This is a genomic window from Streptomyces sp. NPDC047079 (genome assembly GCF_040643755.1).
Taxonomy (GTDB): Bacteria; Actinomycetota; Actinomycetes; order Streptomycetales; family Streptomycetaceae; genus Streptomyces.
The window spans coordinates 1-15,071 of record NZ_JBEYUZ010000005.1; the positions used below are offsets into that span (position 1 = coordinate 1).

The window sequence follows — 15,071 nt, forward strand, 5'->3', positions numbered from 1 at the left end:
AGGATGTCTTGGAGGACAAACCTCTTCTACAGCAGCTCCGCTGCCTCGTTCACCACTCTTGACGAACAGTCCTCACGCCTAACTGAACGGCGTTGGTCCTAGAAGTGCTGGGCTCGGCGCCACCGACCGCGGCGCCGAGCACACCTCCGGCTCTCGCGCCACCTGCATCGGGCTGCGCACACCCCCAGTACTCGGCAACCCGGACCGAGACTCCATCCGCTGACGGGGAGGAATGCGGATGTCGCGGTAATGCACGAGCCGATTCAGCAGGTGCGGCGGCGGTGCGCGGCTTTCCCGGCCGCAACGACGTCCAGGTCGCGCAGGACCACCGACAGCCTTCCGCCCCAGGTCGCGCAGGCGGCGGTGAGCCCCGCCGCCTGGTATTCGATGACGAAGACCCGGTCGTCGTAGGCGTCCGCGTAAGCGCCGCATTCGTCGTACTGGCCGCATTCCTCGGCCACCGCGAAGTCGAATCCGAGGCTCCGTCCCTGCCGTGCCAGACCGGCGGCGTTCTTCTGGCCGATCGCCAGTCCGGCCGCGTGGGCGCGGGCCACGAGCAACTTCCCGAAAGCCACGTCATGGTCGGCGGTCAGAAGTCCCTTGGACCGCTCGTGCGAGTCGAGGTTATCGGCCTCGACCGCTTGGTAACCGGCCTTGGCGCAGCCGTCGATCCACTCCCCCACGACCCCGGCGAGCCGCTCGCGCTTGGCGGGCGTCGAGATGTCGAACAGGGCCTCGTCCCAGTCCTCGTCCACGACCAGTGCACCATCGGCGTCACGGAGCAGCAGATCGGGATGGTTCTCCTGCCACCAGCGGGTGGCGTCCGGCTGGGCCTGAAAGGTGTTGACGTAGCAGATGTTGTACAGCCCGGGCGCTGGCTTCGCGGCACGGTCACGGGAGACAGCGCGTACACCGGGCGGCGGCGCATAAGGGCCACCGATCTGGTAATCGAAGGCGACGCCCGGCTCGGGCGGAGTCACCTTGCCCGCGCCGCCCGGGCCCGCGGTCGATGGACCCACGGTCGATGGAGCGGCGGGGGAACGGTCCCGCGCGCCGCCGTCCTCGGCGTGCGACGCGGAGCATCCGCACGCGGCCGTTGCGAGCACAGCGCACACACCCACCGACGCCAGCGCGCGACGCAGGCCGGGGCGGACGCGGTCGAGCATGTCCTGGGGCTCCTGTCGGTGTGCGTGGCATGGCCTGGGGCGGTGCGCAGGCCCATCATGCCGTCCGTCCGAACACCACCTGCGGGCAGGCTCACCCGGTGCCCGCCGGGCACGCCGAACTCACCATGCGCTGGATGCGGCGAACCGGTGGTATCGATGCCCGGCGGTCCGCGGTCGGCCCATCTGTCGGTTGTAGGCCCACCACTCACTCGTCGTGAACCCCGCGCTGCCACTGCCGCTGTCCAGTCATACGTGCTTCGGCCCACTGCCTGGTCGAGGTCGGCTCCCGTGTAGCCCTCGTGAGAGGTGCCGAACTCCTGCGTACTCCTCCGTCGTCCGCGCGCCCGCCGAGCGCGCAGTCGCCAGGAGTCGGCGGCGAGGCGGACGCGACACGGCAGGGCGTTCCGCCTAGGCTCAATCCCGTGACGTGGCTGCGGGCCTTCCGGGAGGTCGTGCGATCCGGGCTCACGATCGAGGAGACGCGGCTGGAGCCCCTGCTCGCGCTGCGCACGGCCGCTGGGGTGGCGATCGTCCTCGGGACGGCGCTGTGGCTGGTCTCCCCCGCGTACGCCGCGTCCGCCGCCCTCGGCGCCTACTCCGCGGGTGGGGCCACCTTCCAGCGCACCTGGCGTCCCCGCAAGGTGATCGCGGTCGGCGCGGGCGCGGGTCTGGCGCTCAGCACCTTCGTGGGCTACCTGGCGGCGGGGCGACTCGCGACGTTCCTCCCGCTGCTGGCCGTCTGGGCCTTTGCCGCGGGGATGGCGTGGGCCGTCGGGTCGACCGCCGGGATCGTCTCGGCGACGACGGTCGGCAGCATGCTGGTGACCATCACCCTGCCCACGAGCGTCGGGCGAGCCCTGGAGCACGCCGGGGTCATCGCGCTCGGAGGCGTGGTGCAGGCCGTGCTGATCCTGCTGTTCCCGATTCGCCGTTGGGGGGCGCATCGTGACGCACTCGCCGACGCCCTGGCCGCCGTAGCGGACTACGCCCGCCGGCTACGGCACGACCCCACCGCCCCGTTCGACCCGGAGCCGTTGATGACGGCCCGGGACGCGGCCGCCGTGACGCCATCACAGGCCCGCACCCGTCCCCCCGTCCTCCACGGCCCCCGGGGCCTCGCCGAGCGCATCCGGCCGGTCCTGGCTGCGCTCGCCGACCCGGATGTCGGCGCCCCGGCGGAGGGACCCGGGCGGGACCGCGCGCGCGAGTTGCTCGCCGCGGCCGCCGACGTGCTGGACGCGGCCGCCCGTTCGATCCGCCGCGGTGCTCCGGCCGAGGTGCCGCCCCGCAGCGCGGAGGTCCTGCGCATCGACGAGGAACACGAGGTGCTGGAGGGGCCCGCCCTGCAGTCCGCCGAGCGGCTCGTGGAACTGCTCGGCGAGGCTCTGGAGATCGCCGGGAGCGGCAGCGCGCGCAGGGAGACGCCCACGCCGCCCGGTCCCGCGGGCACCCAGTTCCTGGTGCGCCCGACAATGTTCCGGCTGGTCCCGGTCGTCGTCGGGGCGGTCCGCCGTGAGCTTCGCCAGGACTCGCCCGTGTTCCGGCACGCCGTCCGCCTGGCGGCGGTGGCCACGCTCGGCTATCTGATCGCCGCCCGGCTGCCCCTGGGCCACGGCTACTGGGCGCCCATCGCCTCGGTGATGGTGATGCGGCCGGACTTCCACCGGACGTTTGCGCGTGCGGTGGCCCGTCTCGCCGGGACCCTCGCGGGGGTCGCGCTCGCCACCGGAATGGTGAGGGCTTTGGGCCCGGACGCCCAGGTGTCCGGCGCGCTGGCGGTGGTCTCGGCGGGCCTGTCGTACACGGTGATCCGTACCGGCTACGCCTACTCCCAGTGCTTCACTGCGGCGTACGTCGTGTTCCTGCTCGGCATGGGCGGCCAGGCATGGGAGCAGACGGTCCCGGAGCGGGTGGTGCTCACCCTGCTCGGCGGGGCCCTGGCGATGCTGGGGTACGTGGTGTTCCCGGCGTGGGAGACGCCCCGGCTGCCGGACCGGCTCGCGGATTGGCTCGCCGCCAGCGGCCGCTACGCGGCCGCGGTGCTCCGCAGCTACGCCGAACCGACCCGTGAGCATCGCGCCGACATGCGCAGGGCATTGCTGGCGAGCAGGGAGGCGCGTGCCGCCTGGCAGGATACCTACGACCGGGCAAGGCAGGAACCGGTCCGCCCCAGGGGCCTGACGCCGCGCGAGGCTGAGGAGGCGCAGGAGGCGCTCAACGGGTTCAGCCGGGCGGCAATGCTCATGGAGAGCCACGTCCCGCGGGCCGACAGCCGTTTCGTCCCCGAGGCGGAGCGGTTCGCCGAGGCTTTGGAGGCGGACACCGCGCAGGCGGCAGCCGATGTGCGCGAGCACAGGAATCCGGGCTGGGGGCGCGTGGCGGAGGCGCTGAAAGCGTGGCAGGGTGCCGACGGGGACCGGAGCACGGTGCCGCGGCGCGGGGCAGAACTGCAGAAGCGTGCCTTGGAGGACCTCACGACGGCCGTGAGCCGCACACCTCTGGAACGGGACCTCCGGTCCGCCCGCGAGGAGCAGCGGGTGCAGGCCGCCGAGGTGGCGGAAGGTGACGCATCAGGACCCGCGCACCGAGGTCGGTGACGACGCCGGCGACGGGGGGCGCCAGGCCGGATCGGGGCACGGGACTTCCCCTTGTGCTGCACTGGAATGTGCGCAGGAGCCGCCAGGTCTAGAGGGTGGTCATGGCTGGTTCGCCGGGCGCGGGAGCGTTGCGCAGCCCTCGCCCTGCTGCTTCACGACACGACGCGGCCTACGACAGAGCGTCGGCCCGGTAGCCCACCCACCCAACCGATGAGCCTTCCCGGCCGCAGCCTTAATATTGGCGGGAAATACCGGTGCTGCCAGGGGGATTGAGCGTTCTTGCGACGATCAGGTAGAACAGGTCGAGCGGCCGTGGCCGCCTTGCTCTGCGCCGTTGCCGTGCTGTTCCTCGGCGCGTGCGGGACACAGGTGGCCGGTCAGGGGGACGAGAGGTCACCCTCGCCGGCGGCAACCGAGCCGATCCCGTGGACCACGATGCAGCCTTCCGCGGTCACCGGAGTCCATCTCAGCGCGGACCGCCGCACGCTGTTCCTCGACACGCAGGTGCCCAGTGGCGCCCACGCGTGCATGCGCAAGCTCAAGGCAGTGCTCACCGACCCGATGACGGACCTCGTGCGGGTGCAGGTCACCTTCACCTCGCCGTCCGGGGACAGGGCTTCCGGGTGCACCAAGGAGAGCATGGCGACGGCAGAGGTCAGGCTGCCCGAGCCGCTGGGCGACCGGGACGTGATCGTCGACAACTACACGCGCTTCACCGCCGATGGTGCCAAGCCGCCCGCGCTGCGGTTGTGCGGGAAGCTGGGCTGCACACCGCCGGCCACCGGCTGCACCGCCGCCTCCTATGATCAGGCGTTGATGGCGGTCGGCGCGCCCGCGCACACGTACCGGGACTCGGAGAAGTGCGACGGGAAGTGGCTGGTGCTGGACTTCTCCTGGCGCACGGGACCGGCCTGCGGCGACTCGACGGACCCTGCCTGCTCCTCCCGGCTAGGCGACCGCTGGTTCTTTCGGGCGAAGAAATCGGGCTGGGAGCCGATCATCCGGACCTCGACCGGAGGCTGCCGGGACGTGCAGCGCAGGGAGCCCGCCTTCCCGGCCTCGCTGTGCGAGTCGCTGGCTCCGCTGTCCCCCTCGCTGCACCCGAGTTATCCTCCGCCGTCCGCCTCTCCGGCGCCCGGCGCGCATTCCACTGCGACGGCCAACCCATGACAGCGCGCCGTGCTTGAGCCGGCGCCGCACGGTGGAAGTGGAGATCGAGCCGGCGATGGGCCGGTCGACCACCTCCCGGGCCGGTATCGGACACGACCAGCGCCACAGCGGGGTGCCGGTCTGGGCGGGTAACTGGCAGGCCAGCGCCTCGGCTTCGGCGATCTGCAAGGTGGTGATGCCCCTGCGCCGTCCGCTCCGTGTTCGAGGGTTGCCTGTACTCCCAACCAGGGCTCGGCGCCGGTGGGAGCCGTGATCGCTGGTGCTTCCCGAGCGTGGCCGATGTGTCTGGCTGCCGGGTGCGAGAAGGCTTCGGGGTCAAGGCAGGGTGAGGATGCGGGGGCCGTCCTCGGTGACGGCGATGGTGTGTTCGATGTGGGCGGCTCGGCTGCCGTCGATCGTGCGCAGGGTCCATCCGTCGCGATCGGTGTAGTAGTCGTTGCGTCCTCCGGCCATGAGCATGGGTTCGATGGCGAGGGCGAGGCCGTGGCGCAGGGGGAAGCCGCGGCCGGGTCGTCCGTGGTTGGGGACGTGGGGGTCTTCGTGCATCTGACGGCCGATGCCGTGGCCGCCGAAGTCGGCCGGCATGCCGCAGTCGGCCTTGCGGGCGACCGTGCTGATGGCATGGGAGATGTCTCCGATCCGGTGGCCGACGGTGGCGGCGGCGATGCCGGCGTCCAGGGCCTGCTGGGTGGCGGCGATGAGTTCGAGGTCGGCGGGGCGAGGCGTCCCGACGGTGAAGCTGATCGCGGCGTCGCCGGTCCAGCCGTCGAGTTCGGCTCCGCAGTCGATGCTGACCAGGTCGCCGTCGCGCAGGCGGTAGTCGTCCGGGATGCCGTGCGAGACGGCGTCGTTGACGGACGCGCAGATCACGGCGGGGAAGGGGATGGGGGCGAAGGAGGGCTGGTAGCCCAGGAACGGAGAACGTGCTCCGGCCTTGGTGAGAACGGCGCGGGCGGTTTCGTCGAGCTCCCGCAGGCGAACTCCCACAGCTGCCGCCTCGCGGGCGGCCGCAAGTGCGTGGGCCACGACGCGTCCAGCTTCTCGCATCGCCTCCAGCGCCGTGTCGGTCTTGATCTCCACCATGTGAGTTGCTCCCTGCCATGCGACGCTACCCAATACTTATACCGGTATTAGTATCACGGCTATGGTGAGAGTTCCTCTGAGTCCGCAAGAGCGGCAACGCGGAGAGCGCTTCGGGATCCTGCTTCGCCAGGCCCGGGGTGACCGCAGCATGGTCGACGTGGCAGCAGCCTCCGGGGTGTCCGCTGAAACCCTCCGCAAGATCGAAACCGGCCGCGTCCCGACCCCGGCCTTCTTCACCGTGGCGGCCTTGGCCCACGCGCTGCACCTGTCCCTGGACGACCTCGCCGCCGCCTGCGCGGACAAGGCCGAAGGCGGCGAGCAGGCCATGTCAGCGTGACCAGAAAGGCGCCGACTGACGGACTGACGGGGAGAGCAGACGTCCATGACGTAGCACGGCAGCACCGACCGTATCCCCCGACCGGCTGCCCCCGCTGCCCGCGGCCGTCGAGGTGGCCGCCTACCGGGTGGCCGTGGAGGCCGTGACCAACATCGCCCGGCACTCCGACGGCACCACCGCCACGCTGACGTTGGAACTGCCCGGCCCCGCATCCCTGCGCGTCACTGCGGCCGACACCGGCCACTGCACCCAGCCGTGGTCCCATGGCCTGGGCATCCGCTCCATGCACGAGCGGGTCGAGCAGATCGGCGGCACCCTGACGATCACCACAACACCCGAAGGAGCCACGGTCCGAGCCCAGTTACCGCTGGCGACACGTGGGTGAGCTGTGTCGACCGCGGCACGGTCGGCAGGGGTGCTCCCCCATGACCGGGCGGCCCGCGCCGACAAACTCTTCAGCGCCGGCCGTCGGCACTGCCGACCGGTACGGCCTCGGCTGTCACGGGGCGACCAGCCGGGTACAAGCGGAACAGGCATCACGTCCTTCGCCGATCTCACCCCCCAGCACGCGCCTTGCCCGCGTCCTGTGGGCAGAGCATCGCAACCCGCACTGCCAGGGTGGCGTTGTCAGACCGCGGACTGCTGCCGACCGGCCGGTTCGGGCAGCAGTCGAGCGCTGAGACGGTCCGCGCTCGGCCACCGCACGTCGTGGACCCAGCCCAGCTTCTCGAACACCCAGATAAGGCGTGCCGACGCGTCGACCTGGCCCGGCAACACGCCGTGGCGGGCCCCCGTGGGGTCGGCGTGATGTGAGTTGTGCCAGCTCTCACCGAAGGACAGCAGTGCGAGCGGCCAGAAGTTGGTGGCCTTGTCCCGACTGGCGAAGGGGCGCCTGCCCGCGACGTGGCAGACCGAGTTCACCGACCACGTGATGTGGTGCAGCAGCGCCATCCGGATCACGCCGGCCCAGAAGAACCCGGTCAGGGCGCCGGTCCAGGTGCCGGTGACGAGCCCGCCGACCAGCGCCGGGCCCAGCAGCGAGACGGCGGTCAGCGGCCCGAAGAGCCGACCGACGAGCCGCAGGTCGGGATCGGCGGCGATGTCGGGGGCGAACCTGGCACGGTTGCTCAGCTCACGCTTCAGCATCCACCCTATGTGGGCGTGAAGGAGCCCCTTGAGCAGCGCGCGGGTGTCGGTTCCATAGCGCCAGGGCGAGTGCGGGTCGCCCTCGCGGTCGGCGAAGGCGTGGTGCCGGCGGTGGTTCGCCACCCACTGGACCGGTGAGCCCTCGACCCCCAGCGAGCCTGCGACGGCCAGGGCGATCCGCAGGCCGCGCCGCGCCTTGAACGAGCGGTGCGTGAAAAGGCGGTGATAGCCGACCGTGAGGCCGAAGCCGGACACGAGGTAGGCGACCACCGCCATGCCGATGTCCAATGCCGACAGGCCCCATCCCCATACGAACGGCACCGCGACGATCAGGCTGATCGGCGGGCCGACGACGAAAATCCACATCGCCACCCCGGCCGCGGCCGTCTGCGGGGCGTCCAGCAGCGGCTTGACCCCATCCGCGGTGTCGGCGTCGTGTACGGCGGTGGCCTGTTCAGGACGGTCGGCGTCGCTCGGGTTCATCGGTTCCTCGCCATCGCTCAAACATCTTCGAACGCGGTGCCGGACCAGCCGGGATCACGCGCACGTACGCGGGCTTTCCAGCGCGCTCGGCGGCCCACCACACACCATCGCACCGGACGGCATCCGCGCAGGTCGTCGCTGGTGTCCAGAGTGTGAACGTCGCGGGACCGGCCGCAGACGGAGGCTGCGGGGCGCGAGGGGAGGCCAGGCCAGGCGCACCCACTTCCGGGGCGCCGTGCTCCAGCCAGGCCCCGGCCGACGCGCTGGCCGGGAAGTACCGAGCCCGCCAGCCCCTCCCCCGCCCCTTCTACTCGCCCCTCGTGGTCGTGGCCCACCGCAGCGCGGCCGACGTACTGGCCGCCAACGGGCTCGCCGTCCTCGACGGCCAGGGCAAGGGCACCCTGAAGATGGCCGGATATCTGGACGCTGCCCGGGACGACCGGACCTGGCAGCAGCTCAAGGGCGCCAAGACGCACGGAGAGTTGACCGGGACGCTGTACATCACCAGCACCGACCCGCAGGCCTCCAACTCCGGCGCCCTCTACCTCGCCGCCGCCTCCTACGTCGCCAACGGCGGCCGCGTCGTGGCCAGTGACGCCGATGTCGCGAAAACCGCACCGCTGCTGCACAAGCTCGTCAGCCTCCAGGGCGCCCAGCAGCCCAGCAGCGACTCGGTCTTCCGGGACTTCATCAGCGGCGCCGGAAACCCACTGGTGTTCCTCTACGAGTCGCAGGTCGTCTCCCTGCTCGCCGAACAGCACGGGGCCGGCGACCTCGTGGTTCTCTACCCGGACACCACGGTCAACAGCGACCACACGGTCGTACCGCTCACCGACGCCGGACGCGCGCTCGGTGAACTGCTCGGCGCCGACCCGACCCTGCGCAAGCTCGCCGTCAAGCACGGCTTCCGGCCCCAAGGCGACTCCGCCGAGTTCGTCCACGTCACCGCCGACCGGGCCACCTACCTCAACCAGACACTGACCGGCGTCCGGCAGGCGCCCGTGCCCACCTCCGCGGTGCTGCACGAGATGGCCCGCCGGGCGCGCGGCTGACCGGGGGATCCTGTGAGCAGCTTCAACCACATAAGTCCGGGCAGTAGTGAGCCCACGCTCAGCGGTGACGACGTCTTCACCCTCACCCCGCCGGAGGCCGTCGCGCCGGTGCCGCGGGAGAAGGCCGGCGGACTCGTGCCCGTGGACGACAGTGTCCGTACGGACATGGCGCAGAAGGCCGCCGCCTATGTCCAGGGGCTCGCCACCCTGGACGCGCGGTCACCGGAGTTCGCCGGCAAGGTCGGCGAGATCACCGCTCTCGGCGCCGGCGAGATGCGCACCGCCGCCGCCCAGTCCAACCGCACGCTGGAACGAGCCGTCCGCAGCCTGCCGGACAAGGGCGGCGACGCCCAGGCGAAGGTCGCCGGCTCGCTCGTCGAACTCCGCCGGGTCGTCGAGGACCTGGACCCGCGCGACCTGCCCGTGAGCAAGAGCCGCAAGTTCCTCTCCAGGCTGCCCGGCGGCAACAAGCTCCGCGACCACGTCGCCAAGTACGCCTCCGCCCAGGGCACGTTGAACAAGATCGTGGGCGCGCTGCGCGGTGGCCAGGACGAACTCCGCCGCGACAACGCCGCGTTGCAGACCGAGCGGCTCCGGCTCTGGGAAACCATGGGCAAGCTCCAGGAGTACGTCGTCCTCACTCAGGCTCTGGACACCGCCGTCGAGCAGCACATCGCCCGGCTCACGGACCCCCAGGAGGCCGACGCGCTGCGCGCGGACGTGCTCTTCCCTGTGGCAGAAGCACCAGGACCTGCTCACCCAGCTCGCGGTGTCCGCGCAGGGCTACCTCGCCATGGACGTCGTACGCCGCAACAACGACGAGCTGATCAAGGGCGTCGAACGCGCCGCCACCACCACGGTTTCCGCCCTGCGTATCTCGGTGATGCTGGCGTCGGCGCTGGACAACCAGAAGAAGGTCATCGAGCAGGTCAACGCGTTGCGCGGCACCACCGAGGACCTCATCCGGGGCAACGCCGAGATGCTCGCCACGCAGAGCGGCGAGATCCAGCGCATCGCCGCCGATCCGGCCGTCGGCGCCGAGACCCTGCGCGCCGCCTTCCAGCAGATCTACCGCACCCTCGACACCATCGACACCTACAAGGTGCAGGCGACCGAGGCGATGGCCGCCACCGTCCAATCCCTCACGGACGAACTCCACCAGGCGAGCGCCTACCTGGAGCGCAGCCGCTCGAAGGGCGCGCTGGAGGGCGGCCTGACATGAACAGACGCCCCCTCCTGACCCTTTTCGCCACAGCGGCCCTGCTGACCGCCTGCACCTCCGCGAACCACCAGGACGACGAATCGGCTGACCCCAGACCCGGCACCCTCCGCGTCCTGGCCTCCTCCGAACTCATCGACATGACCGCCGTCTTCGACCGGGTCCGCAAGGACACCGGCGTCACCGTCCGCCCCACCTACATGGGCACCCTGGACGCCGTCGACCTGCTCGCCCAGGGCAAGGCGGACGGGAGGTACGACGCGCTCTGGCTCTCCTCCGACGACTATCTGCGACTGCTCCCGGAAGCGGCGAAGAAGGTGGTCTCCGAGACCTCGGTCATGTCCAGCCCGGTCGCGATCGGCGTCAAACCGGTCACCGTCAGGGCCCTCGGCTGGAAACCGGCCGACGTCACCTGGTCCCAGATCGAACAGGCCGTCGAAGCCGGCAAGCTGACCTACGGCATGACCGACCCGGCCCGCTCCAACTCCGGCTTCTCCACCCTGGTCTCGGTGGCCTCCGCGCTCTCCGGCGCCCAGTCGGCGCTCACGGACGACGACGTGACCGGGGCAACCCCCCGGCTGAAGGAGTTCTTCAAGGGCCAGACCCTGACCTCGGGCTCCTCCGGCTGGCTGGCCTCGGCCTACCGGCGGCGCGGCAACGTCGACGCCCTGCTCAACTACGAGTCCGTCCTCAAGGGCATCCCGGGCCTCACGGTGATCCGCCCGCGCGACGGCGTCGTCACCGCCGACTACCCGCTCTCCTCCCTCGCCGGCACCTCCGCCGACACCCGGGAGGACGTCCGCAAGGTGGCAGAGGACCTGAGGACGGAGGCCGTACAGAAAGTCATCACGGACACCACCCACCGCCGCCCGGTGGTGGCCTCCGTCCCCCCGGCTGCCGGCCTGGACACCACCCGCCGCCGCGAACTGCCCTTCCCGGGCAGCAAGTCGGTGGCCGACGGGCTCATCTCCGCCTACGGAAAAGAACTGCGCCGCCCGTCCCGCACGGTCTACGTCCTGGACACCTCGGGCTCGATGGAGGGCGACCGCCTCTCCCGGCTGAAGAAGGCCCTCACCGACCTCACCGGCGACTTCCGCGACCGCGAGGAGGTTACGCTGATGCCGTTCGGCTCCGACGTGAAGAACAGCAGCACCCATGTGGTCGACCCGAAGGACCCGCAGGCCGGTCTGAACGCGATCCGCCAGGACACCGGGGCCCTCAGCGCCGACGGCAACACGGCGATCTACACATCTCTGGAGAAGGCGTACGGCCGGCTGAGCACAGACCGGGACACCTTCACGTCGATCGTGCTGATGACGGACGGCGAGAACACCACGGGCGCCAAGGTCGCCGACTTCGACGACTTCTACCGCGGGCTCTCCGCCGCCCAGCGGTCGATCCCCGTCTTCCCCATCCTCTTCGGCGACTCCTCACGCAGCGAACTGCAGCACATCGCCGCACTGACCGGCGGCCGCCTATTCGACGCCCAGCAGGGCTCCCTGGACGGCGCCTTCGAGGAGATCCGTGGCTACCAGTAGACTCCTCGGCTACCTCGAATCCAGCAAGAACCTCACCGGCTCGGCAGGCGGTCTCCTGGGCCTGGTCCTGACGTTCACCGGTGTGGCGGGCCCGTACTGGCCGGTGGTGGTGGCGGGCCTGTACGGCGCGGGCGCGCTGATCGCCCCGCCCGAACGGCCGCCACTGCCGGAGTTCCCGACGCCGTCGGCCCAACTGGAGGCAGTCCGCAGCGACTTCGAGCGCCTGGGCGGCTATCTGGCGGAAATCGACCTGCCGCCGGCCGCTGCCGGGCGCCTCAAGGAATGGGAAGACCTTCTCTCCGCACTGCTGGATCCAGGGTGGGCGGCAGAGTTGCTGGTCAACGATCCCGAGAGCGTACATGTGCTCTCCCGGGCGGTACGGCAGGACATCCCGGAGGCCGTCGACAGCTTCGTACGAACACGCTGGTGGACCCGCCTGGCACCTGGGCAGGAGGCCCCGGAGCGGCATCTGGAGCGCCAGTTGACACTGCTCAAGGAGGAGGCGGAGCAACTGGCGACCGCCCTCAGGGACACAGAGGCCAGACGCCAGGAGACACACACCCGCTACTTGGAGGACAGGGGCACCTGAACGCACCCGCACAGGCGAAGGCCTGCCGTCACCACGCTCCCGTCGGGGCAGATGGGGTCGGCGACGACAGGCCCACAAGCCGCACACCCCATGGTGCGCGGCCTCGCCGCTTCACACCGCGGGCCGGTCGTGACGATCGCAGGTCAGGGCACATCCGGACCAGCCGCGGAGGTCAAGGGGCTGGATCTACGAGGAGTCCCATGGCGGGAATCCGGCGAGTTCCTTCTGGCTCAGCTCGGTCCAGACCGTCTTGCCTTCTCGGGCCTGGCGTGTTCCCCAGTGCTCGGCGAGTTGGGCGACGAGGAACAGGCCCCGTCCTCCCTCGTCGAAGGTGCGTGCCCGGCGCAGGTAAGGGGCGGTGCTGCTGGTGTCGGGGACCTCGCACGTGAGGGCACGGTCGTGGATCAGGCGCAGCCGTATGGGAGGGCGACCGTAGCGAATGGCGTTGGTGACCAGTTCGCTGACCACCAGTTCGGTGGTGAACCCGAGCTCCTCCAGGCCCCAACTGCTCAGCTGCCGGGCGGCGTTCGATCGTGCCTGTGACACGGAGATGGGGTCGGCGTCCAACTCCCAGCCGGCGACCTGGCCAGCTCCGAGGGCATGGGTGCGGGCCAGGAGCAGGGCGACATCGTCGTGTGGTCGATCGGCGGGCAGCAGGGCTTCGATCATGGTGTCGCACGTGGCTTGCAGGGAGGGAGCCGGCTGGGCGAGGGCTTTTGCGAAGCAAGGCGATGCCCGCTTCGCAAGCCGACGCGCACGGTCCGGATCGGCGGCCGGCGTTTCGATCCGGCCTGGCTCGGTGCCGTGCGCCAGGCCGGCCAGGGCCGCGCGAACGTGCTCGGCGACGTTCTCCGCCGTGATGCGGGCGATGTCAGGCTCTTCCCACACCTGAGGAACTCCACGCTGCAGGCATCGCTCCACGTCGTGGATCAGCTGATCTGCACGCAGGCTGCGTCACGCGCGGCTCGGGACACGAGACTGCCCGCAGTGAAGTCCACAAAGACGACTTTACGCCGCACCGGGGGGGTAAAGCCGTCAGTGTTCGGGGCGGCGAGGCCCGGCGTGCGCACGTGCTCCAGCGGCCTCGCCGGACCGCGCAGATCGCTTCAGCAAGGGGATGTGAGCACCTCATGCCTGATCGGCCGGACATGCCGCTGACATCATGGCGACGATCAACAACTGGCAGTTACACGCAGACAATCACCCGCGCGAATCGATGAAGTACCAGCGGGTACGTGGAAGGGGTCTCGAACGCGCCGCCGAACGGGAGGGTGTGCCATGTCGCCCGAGGTGCAGACCCGTGAATGGTCGCTGGCCTCCCCCGCTCTCGCGGAGCAGCTGATCGAGGGGATTTCCCATATCCGGGTCCGCGATCTGGACACGTTGCGTCGGCACTTCCCCGGTCTGGGCCCGGAGGAGATCGCCGATCACCTGGTCACCACGGCGGTGAAGGGCTCCGAGGCCGTCGGAGCGGGCGTGGGTTCTGCCGCGGCGTTGCCGACTCCTCCGGCAATGCCCCTCGAGCTGGCGGCAGGCATCCTCGGGACGGCCTCCGTCGAGTTCAAGCTCATCGCCGAACTTCACGAGGTGTACGGTCTGCCTGCGCCTGGAACCGCTCGACAGCGTGCCGCACTGTATCTCGCGGAGTGGACGGAAGGGCGCGGCCTGAAGATCACGAAGCCGGCCTCCGCGGTCAGCCTCATGCTCAGCATCCGGTTGCGGAGGCAACTGCGCCGACGGCTGCTTACCCTCGCCATCCGTAAGATCCCCATGCTGACGCCCTTCATGGTCGGCGCGGCCATCGGCGCCTTGCTGAACCACTACGACACCACAAGGCTCGCCGGGCGCATCCGTGCCGACCTGCGCGCGCGTCAGGTCCCCTGGCAGGCGCTGCCCAGGCAGGAGCCGGAATCCCCGGGTGCCGACTCCTGAGCCACCGCCGACTGGCCTAGCGAGCCGGGGCCGACCGGCCGCTGGGAGCCGCCCATGTTGTATTACGTACTCAAGTACGTCCTCCTGGGGCCGGTGCTGCGGCTGCTGTTCCGGCCGCGGGCCGAGGGGCTCGAGCACGTTCCGGCCAAGGGCGCGGCGATCGTTGCCGGCAATCACCTGTCCTTCGTGGACCCCCTCCTCATGCCCGCGATCCTGAAACGGCGCATCACGTTCCTGGCCAAGGCGGAGTACTTCACGGCGCCGGGCCTCACGGGCCGACTGACCGCTTGCGTTCTCCGCGGTGCCGGGCAGATCTCGGTGGACAGGTCCGGCAGGGCCGCGGGGCAGGCGGCGATCCGGGAGGGGCTGGGGGTGCTGGCGAAGGGAGAGCTACTCGCGATCTACCCGGAGGGTACGCGTTCACCCGACGGCCGACTGTACAAGGGCAAGGTCGGGGTGGCAGTGATGACGCTGTGCGCGCAGGTTCCGGTGATTCCGTGCGCCATGGTGGGGACGTCCGAGATCTGGCCCCCGGGGCATGTCCTGCCGAGGATCCGGCCGGTCGAAATCCGTTTCGGGGAACCGCTGGACTTCTCGCGCTTTGCGGGGATGGAGCACCACAAGACGGTGCTGCGGGCCGTCACCGACGAGATCACGTACGCGATCTTGCGGCTTTCCGGCCAGGAGTACGTGGATCGGTACGCTGCCGAGGTGAAGGCCGGACAAGCGAAGGGACGGCGGGGGTGAGGTTCCGCCGCT

11 protein-coding genes and 3 pseudogenes are annotated in these 15,071 nt (G+C 70.5%); 10 read left to right on the forward strand and 4 right to left on the reverse strand.

Annotated elements, in window-relative coordinates; genetic code table 11:
* Nucleotides 1-263 precede the first annotated feature (263 nt).
* The gene (locus tag ABZ823_RS09135; RefSeq protein ID WP_361655918.1) at nt 264-1,166 is read right to left on the reverse strand and encodes an endo alpha-1,4 polygalactosaminidase; all 903 of its coding nucleotides are present in this window, start codon (nt 1,164-1,166) and stop codon (nt 264-266) included.
* A 422-nt stretch (nt 1,167-1,588) separates the two neighbouring features.
* Between ABZ823_RS09135 and ABZ823_RS09140 the strand changes: the two genes are divergently transcribed.
* Nucleotides 1,589-3,763 (forward strand): FUSC family protein, encoded by a 2,175-nt coding sequence (locus ABZ823_RS09140; protein ID WP_361655921.1) that lies wholly within the window; start codon nt 1,589-1,591, stop codon nt 3,761-3,763.
* A 312-nt stretch (nt 3,764-4,075) separates the two neighbouring features.
* Nucleotides 4,076-4,933 (forward strand): hypothetical protein, encoded by an 858-nt coding sequence (locus tag ABZ823_RS09145; protein ID WP_361655924.1) that lies wholly within the window; start codon nt 4,076-4,078, stop codon nt 4,931-4,933.
* A gap of 315 nt (nt 4,934-5,248) precedes the next feature.
* Here ABZ823_RS09145 and map read toward each other — a convergent pair whose 3' ends face one another.
* On the reverse strand, nt 5,249-6,016 hold the full coding sequence (map, locus tag ABZ823_RS09150; protein WP_361655926.1) for a type I methionyl aminopeptidase: 768 nt from the start codon (nt 6,014-6,016) through the stop codon (nt 5,249-5,251).
* A 61-nt stretch (nt 6,017-6,077) separates the two neighbouring features.
* Between map and ABZ823_RS09155 the strand changes: the two genes are divergently transcribed.
* Complete coding sequence (locus ABZ823_RS09155; protein ID WP_361655929.1) at nt 6,078-6,353, forward strand: helix-turn-helix transcriptional regulator; 276 nt, start codon at nt 6,078-6,080, stop codon at nt 6,351-6,353.
* Between the two features lie 112 nt (nt 6,354-6,465).
* Entirely contained in the window at nt 6,466-6,738 is a 273-nt protein-coding gene (locus ABZ823_RS09160; protein ID WP_361655931.1) for an ATP-binding protein, read from the forward strand.
* Between the two features lie 242 nt (nt 6,739-6,980).
* On the opposite strand, the gene ABZ823_RS09165 is transcribed toward ABZ823_RS09160, so the two are convergent.
* Nucleotides 6,981-7,982 carry a fatty acid desaturase gene (locus tag ABZ823_RS09165; protein ID WP_361655934.1) on the reverse strand — a complete coding sequence of 334 codons (1,002 nt, stop codon included), beginning with the start codon at nt 7,980-7,982 and terminating at the stop codon, nt 6,981-6,983.
* A gap of 239 nt (nt 7,983-8,221) precedes the next feature.
* Between ABZ823_RS09165 and ABZ823_RS09170 the strand changes: the two are divergent.
* The 4 genes and pseudogenes from ABZ823_RS09170 to ABZ823_RS09185 form a co-directional block, all read left to right on the forward strand.
* Nucleotides 8,222-9,034, forward strand: a pseudogene (locus ABZ823_RS09170) (hypothetical protein); the annotation flags it as partial.
* A gap of 273 nt (nt 9,035-9,307) precedes the next feature.
* Nucleotides 9,308-10,256, forward strand: a pseudogene (locus ABZ823_RS09175) (toxic anion resistance protein).
* Nucleotides 10,253-11,791 (forward strand): VWA domain-containing protein, encoded by a 1,539-nt coding sequence (locus ABZ823_RS09180; RefSeq protein ID WP_361655937.1) that lies wholly within the window; start codon nt 10,253-10,255, stop codon nt 11,789-11,791. The pseudogene ABZ823_RS09175 and the gene ABZ823_RS09180 overlap by 4 nt, the downstream one beginning before the upstream one ends.
* Complete coding sequence (locus tag ABZ823_RS09185; RefSeq protein WP_361655940.1) at nt 11,778-12,380, forward strand: hypothetical protein; 603 nt, start codon at nt 11,778-11,780, stop codon at nt 12,378-12,380. Before ABZ823_RS09180 ends, ABZ823_RS09185 begins: the two co-directional genes overlap by 14 nt.
* 186 nt (nt 12,381-12,566) lie before the next feature.
* On the opposite strand, the pseudogene ABZ823_RS09190 reads toward ABZ823_RS09185, so the two are convergent.
* Nucleotides 12,567-13,094 (reverse strand): annotated as a pseudogene (locus ABZ823_RS09190) (ATP-binding protein); the annotation flags it as partial.
* Between the two features lie 564 nt (nt 13,095-13,658).
* Between ABZ823_RS09190 and ABZ823_RS09195 the strand changes: the two are divergent.
* A complete protein-coding gene (locus ABZ823_RS09195) occupies nt 13,659-14,312 on the forward strand; it encodes a hypothetical protein (RefSeq protein ID WP_361655943.1) in 654 nt (217 codons plus the stop codon).
* A gap of 54 nt (nt 14,313-14,366) precedes the next feature.
* On the forward strand, nt 14,367-15,059 hold the full coding sequence (locus ABZ823_RS09200; RefSeq protein WP_361655945.1) for a lysophospholipid acyltransferase family protein: 693 nt from the start codon (nt 14,367-14,369) through the stop codon (nt 15,057-15,059).
* The last annotated feature ends 12 nt before the right edge of the window (nt 15,060-15,071 follow it).

What these genes read in the sequence shown, in the direction of transcription:
- ABZ823_RS09135 (WP_361655918.1), bottom strand. Translation starts at nt 1,166, where the DNA reads ATGCTCGACCGCGTCCGCCCCGGCCTGCGTCGCGCGCTGGCGTCGGTG.
- map (WP_361655926.1), bottom strand. Translation starts at nt 6,016, where the DNA reads ATGGTGGAGATCAAGACCGACACGGCGCTGGAGGCGATGCGAGAAGCT.
- ABZ823_RS09155 (WP_361655929.1), top strand. Translation starts at nt 6,078, where the DNA reads ATGGTGAGAGTTCCTCTGAGTCCGCAAGAGCGGCAACGCGGAGAGCGC.
- ABZ823_RS09165 (WP_361655934.1), bottom strand. Translation starts at nt 7,982, where the DNA reads ATGAACCCGAGCGACGCCGACCGTCCTGAACAGGCCACCGCCGTACAC.
- ABZ823_RS09180 (WP_361655937.1), top strand. Translation starts at nt 10,253, where the DNA reads ATGAACAGACGCCCCCTCCTGACCCTTTTCGCCACAGCGGCCCTGCTG.
- ABZ823_RS09195 (WP_361655943.1), top strand. Translation starts at nt 13,659, where the DNA reads ATGTCGCCCGAGGTGCAGACCCGTGAATGGTCGCTGGCCTCCCCCGCT.
- ABZ823_RS09200 (WP_361655945.1), top strand. Translation starts at nt 14,367, where the DNA reads ATGTTGTATTACGTACTCAAGTACGTCCTCCTGGGGCCGGTGCTGCGG.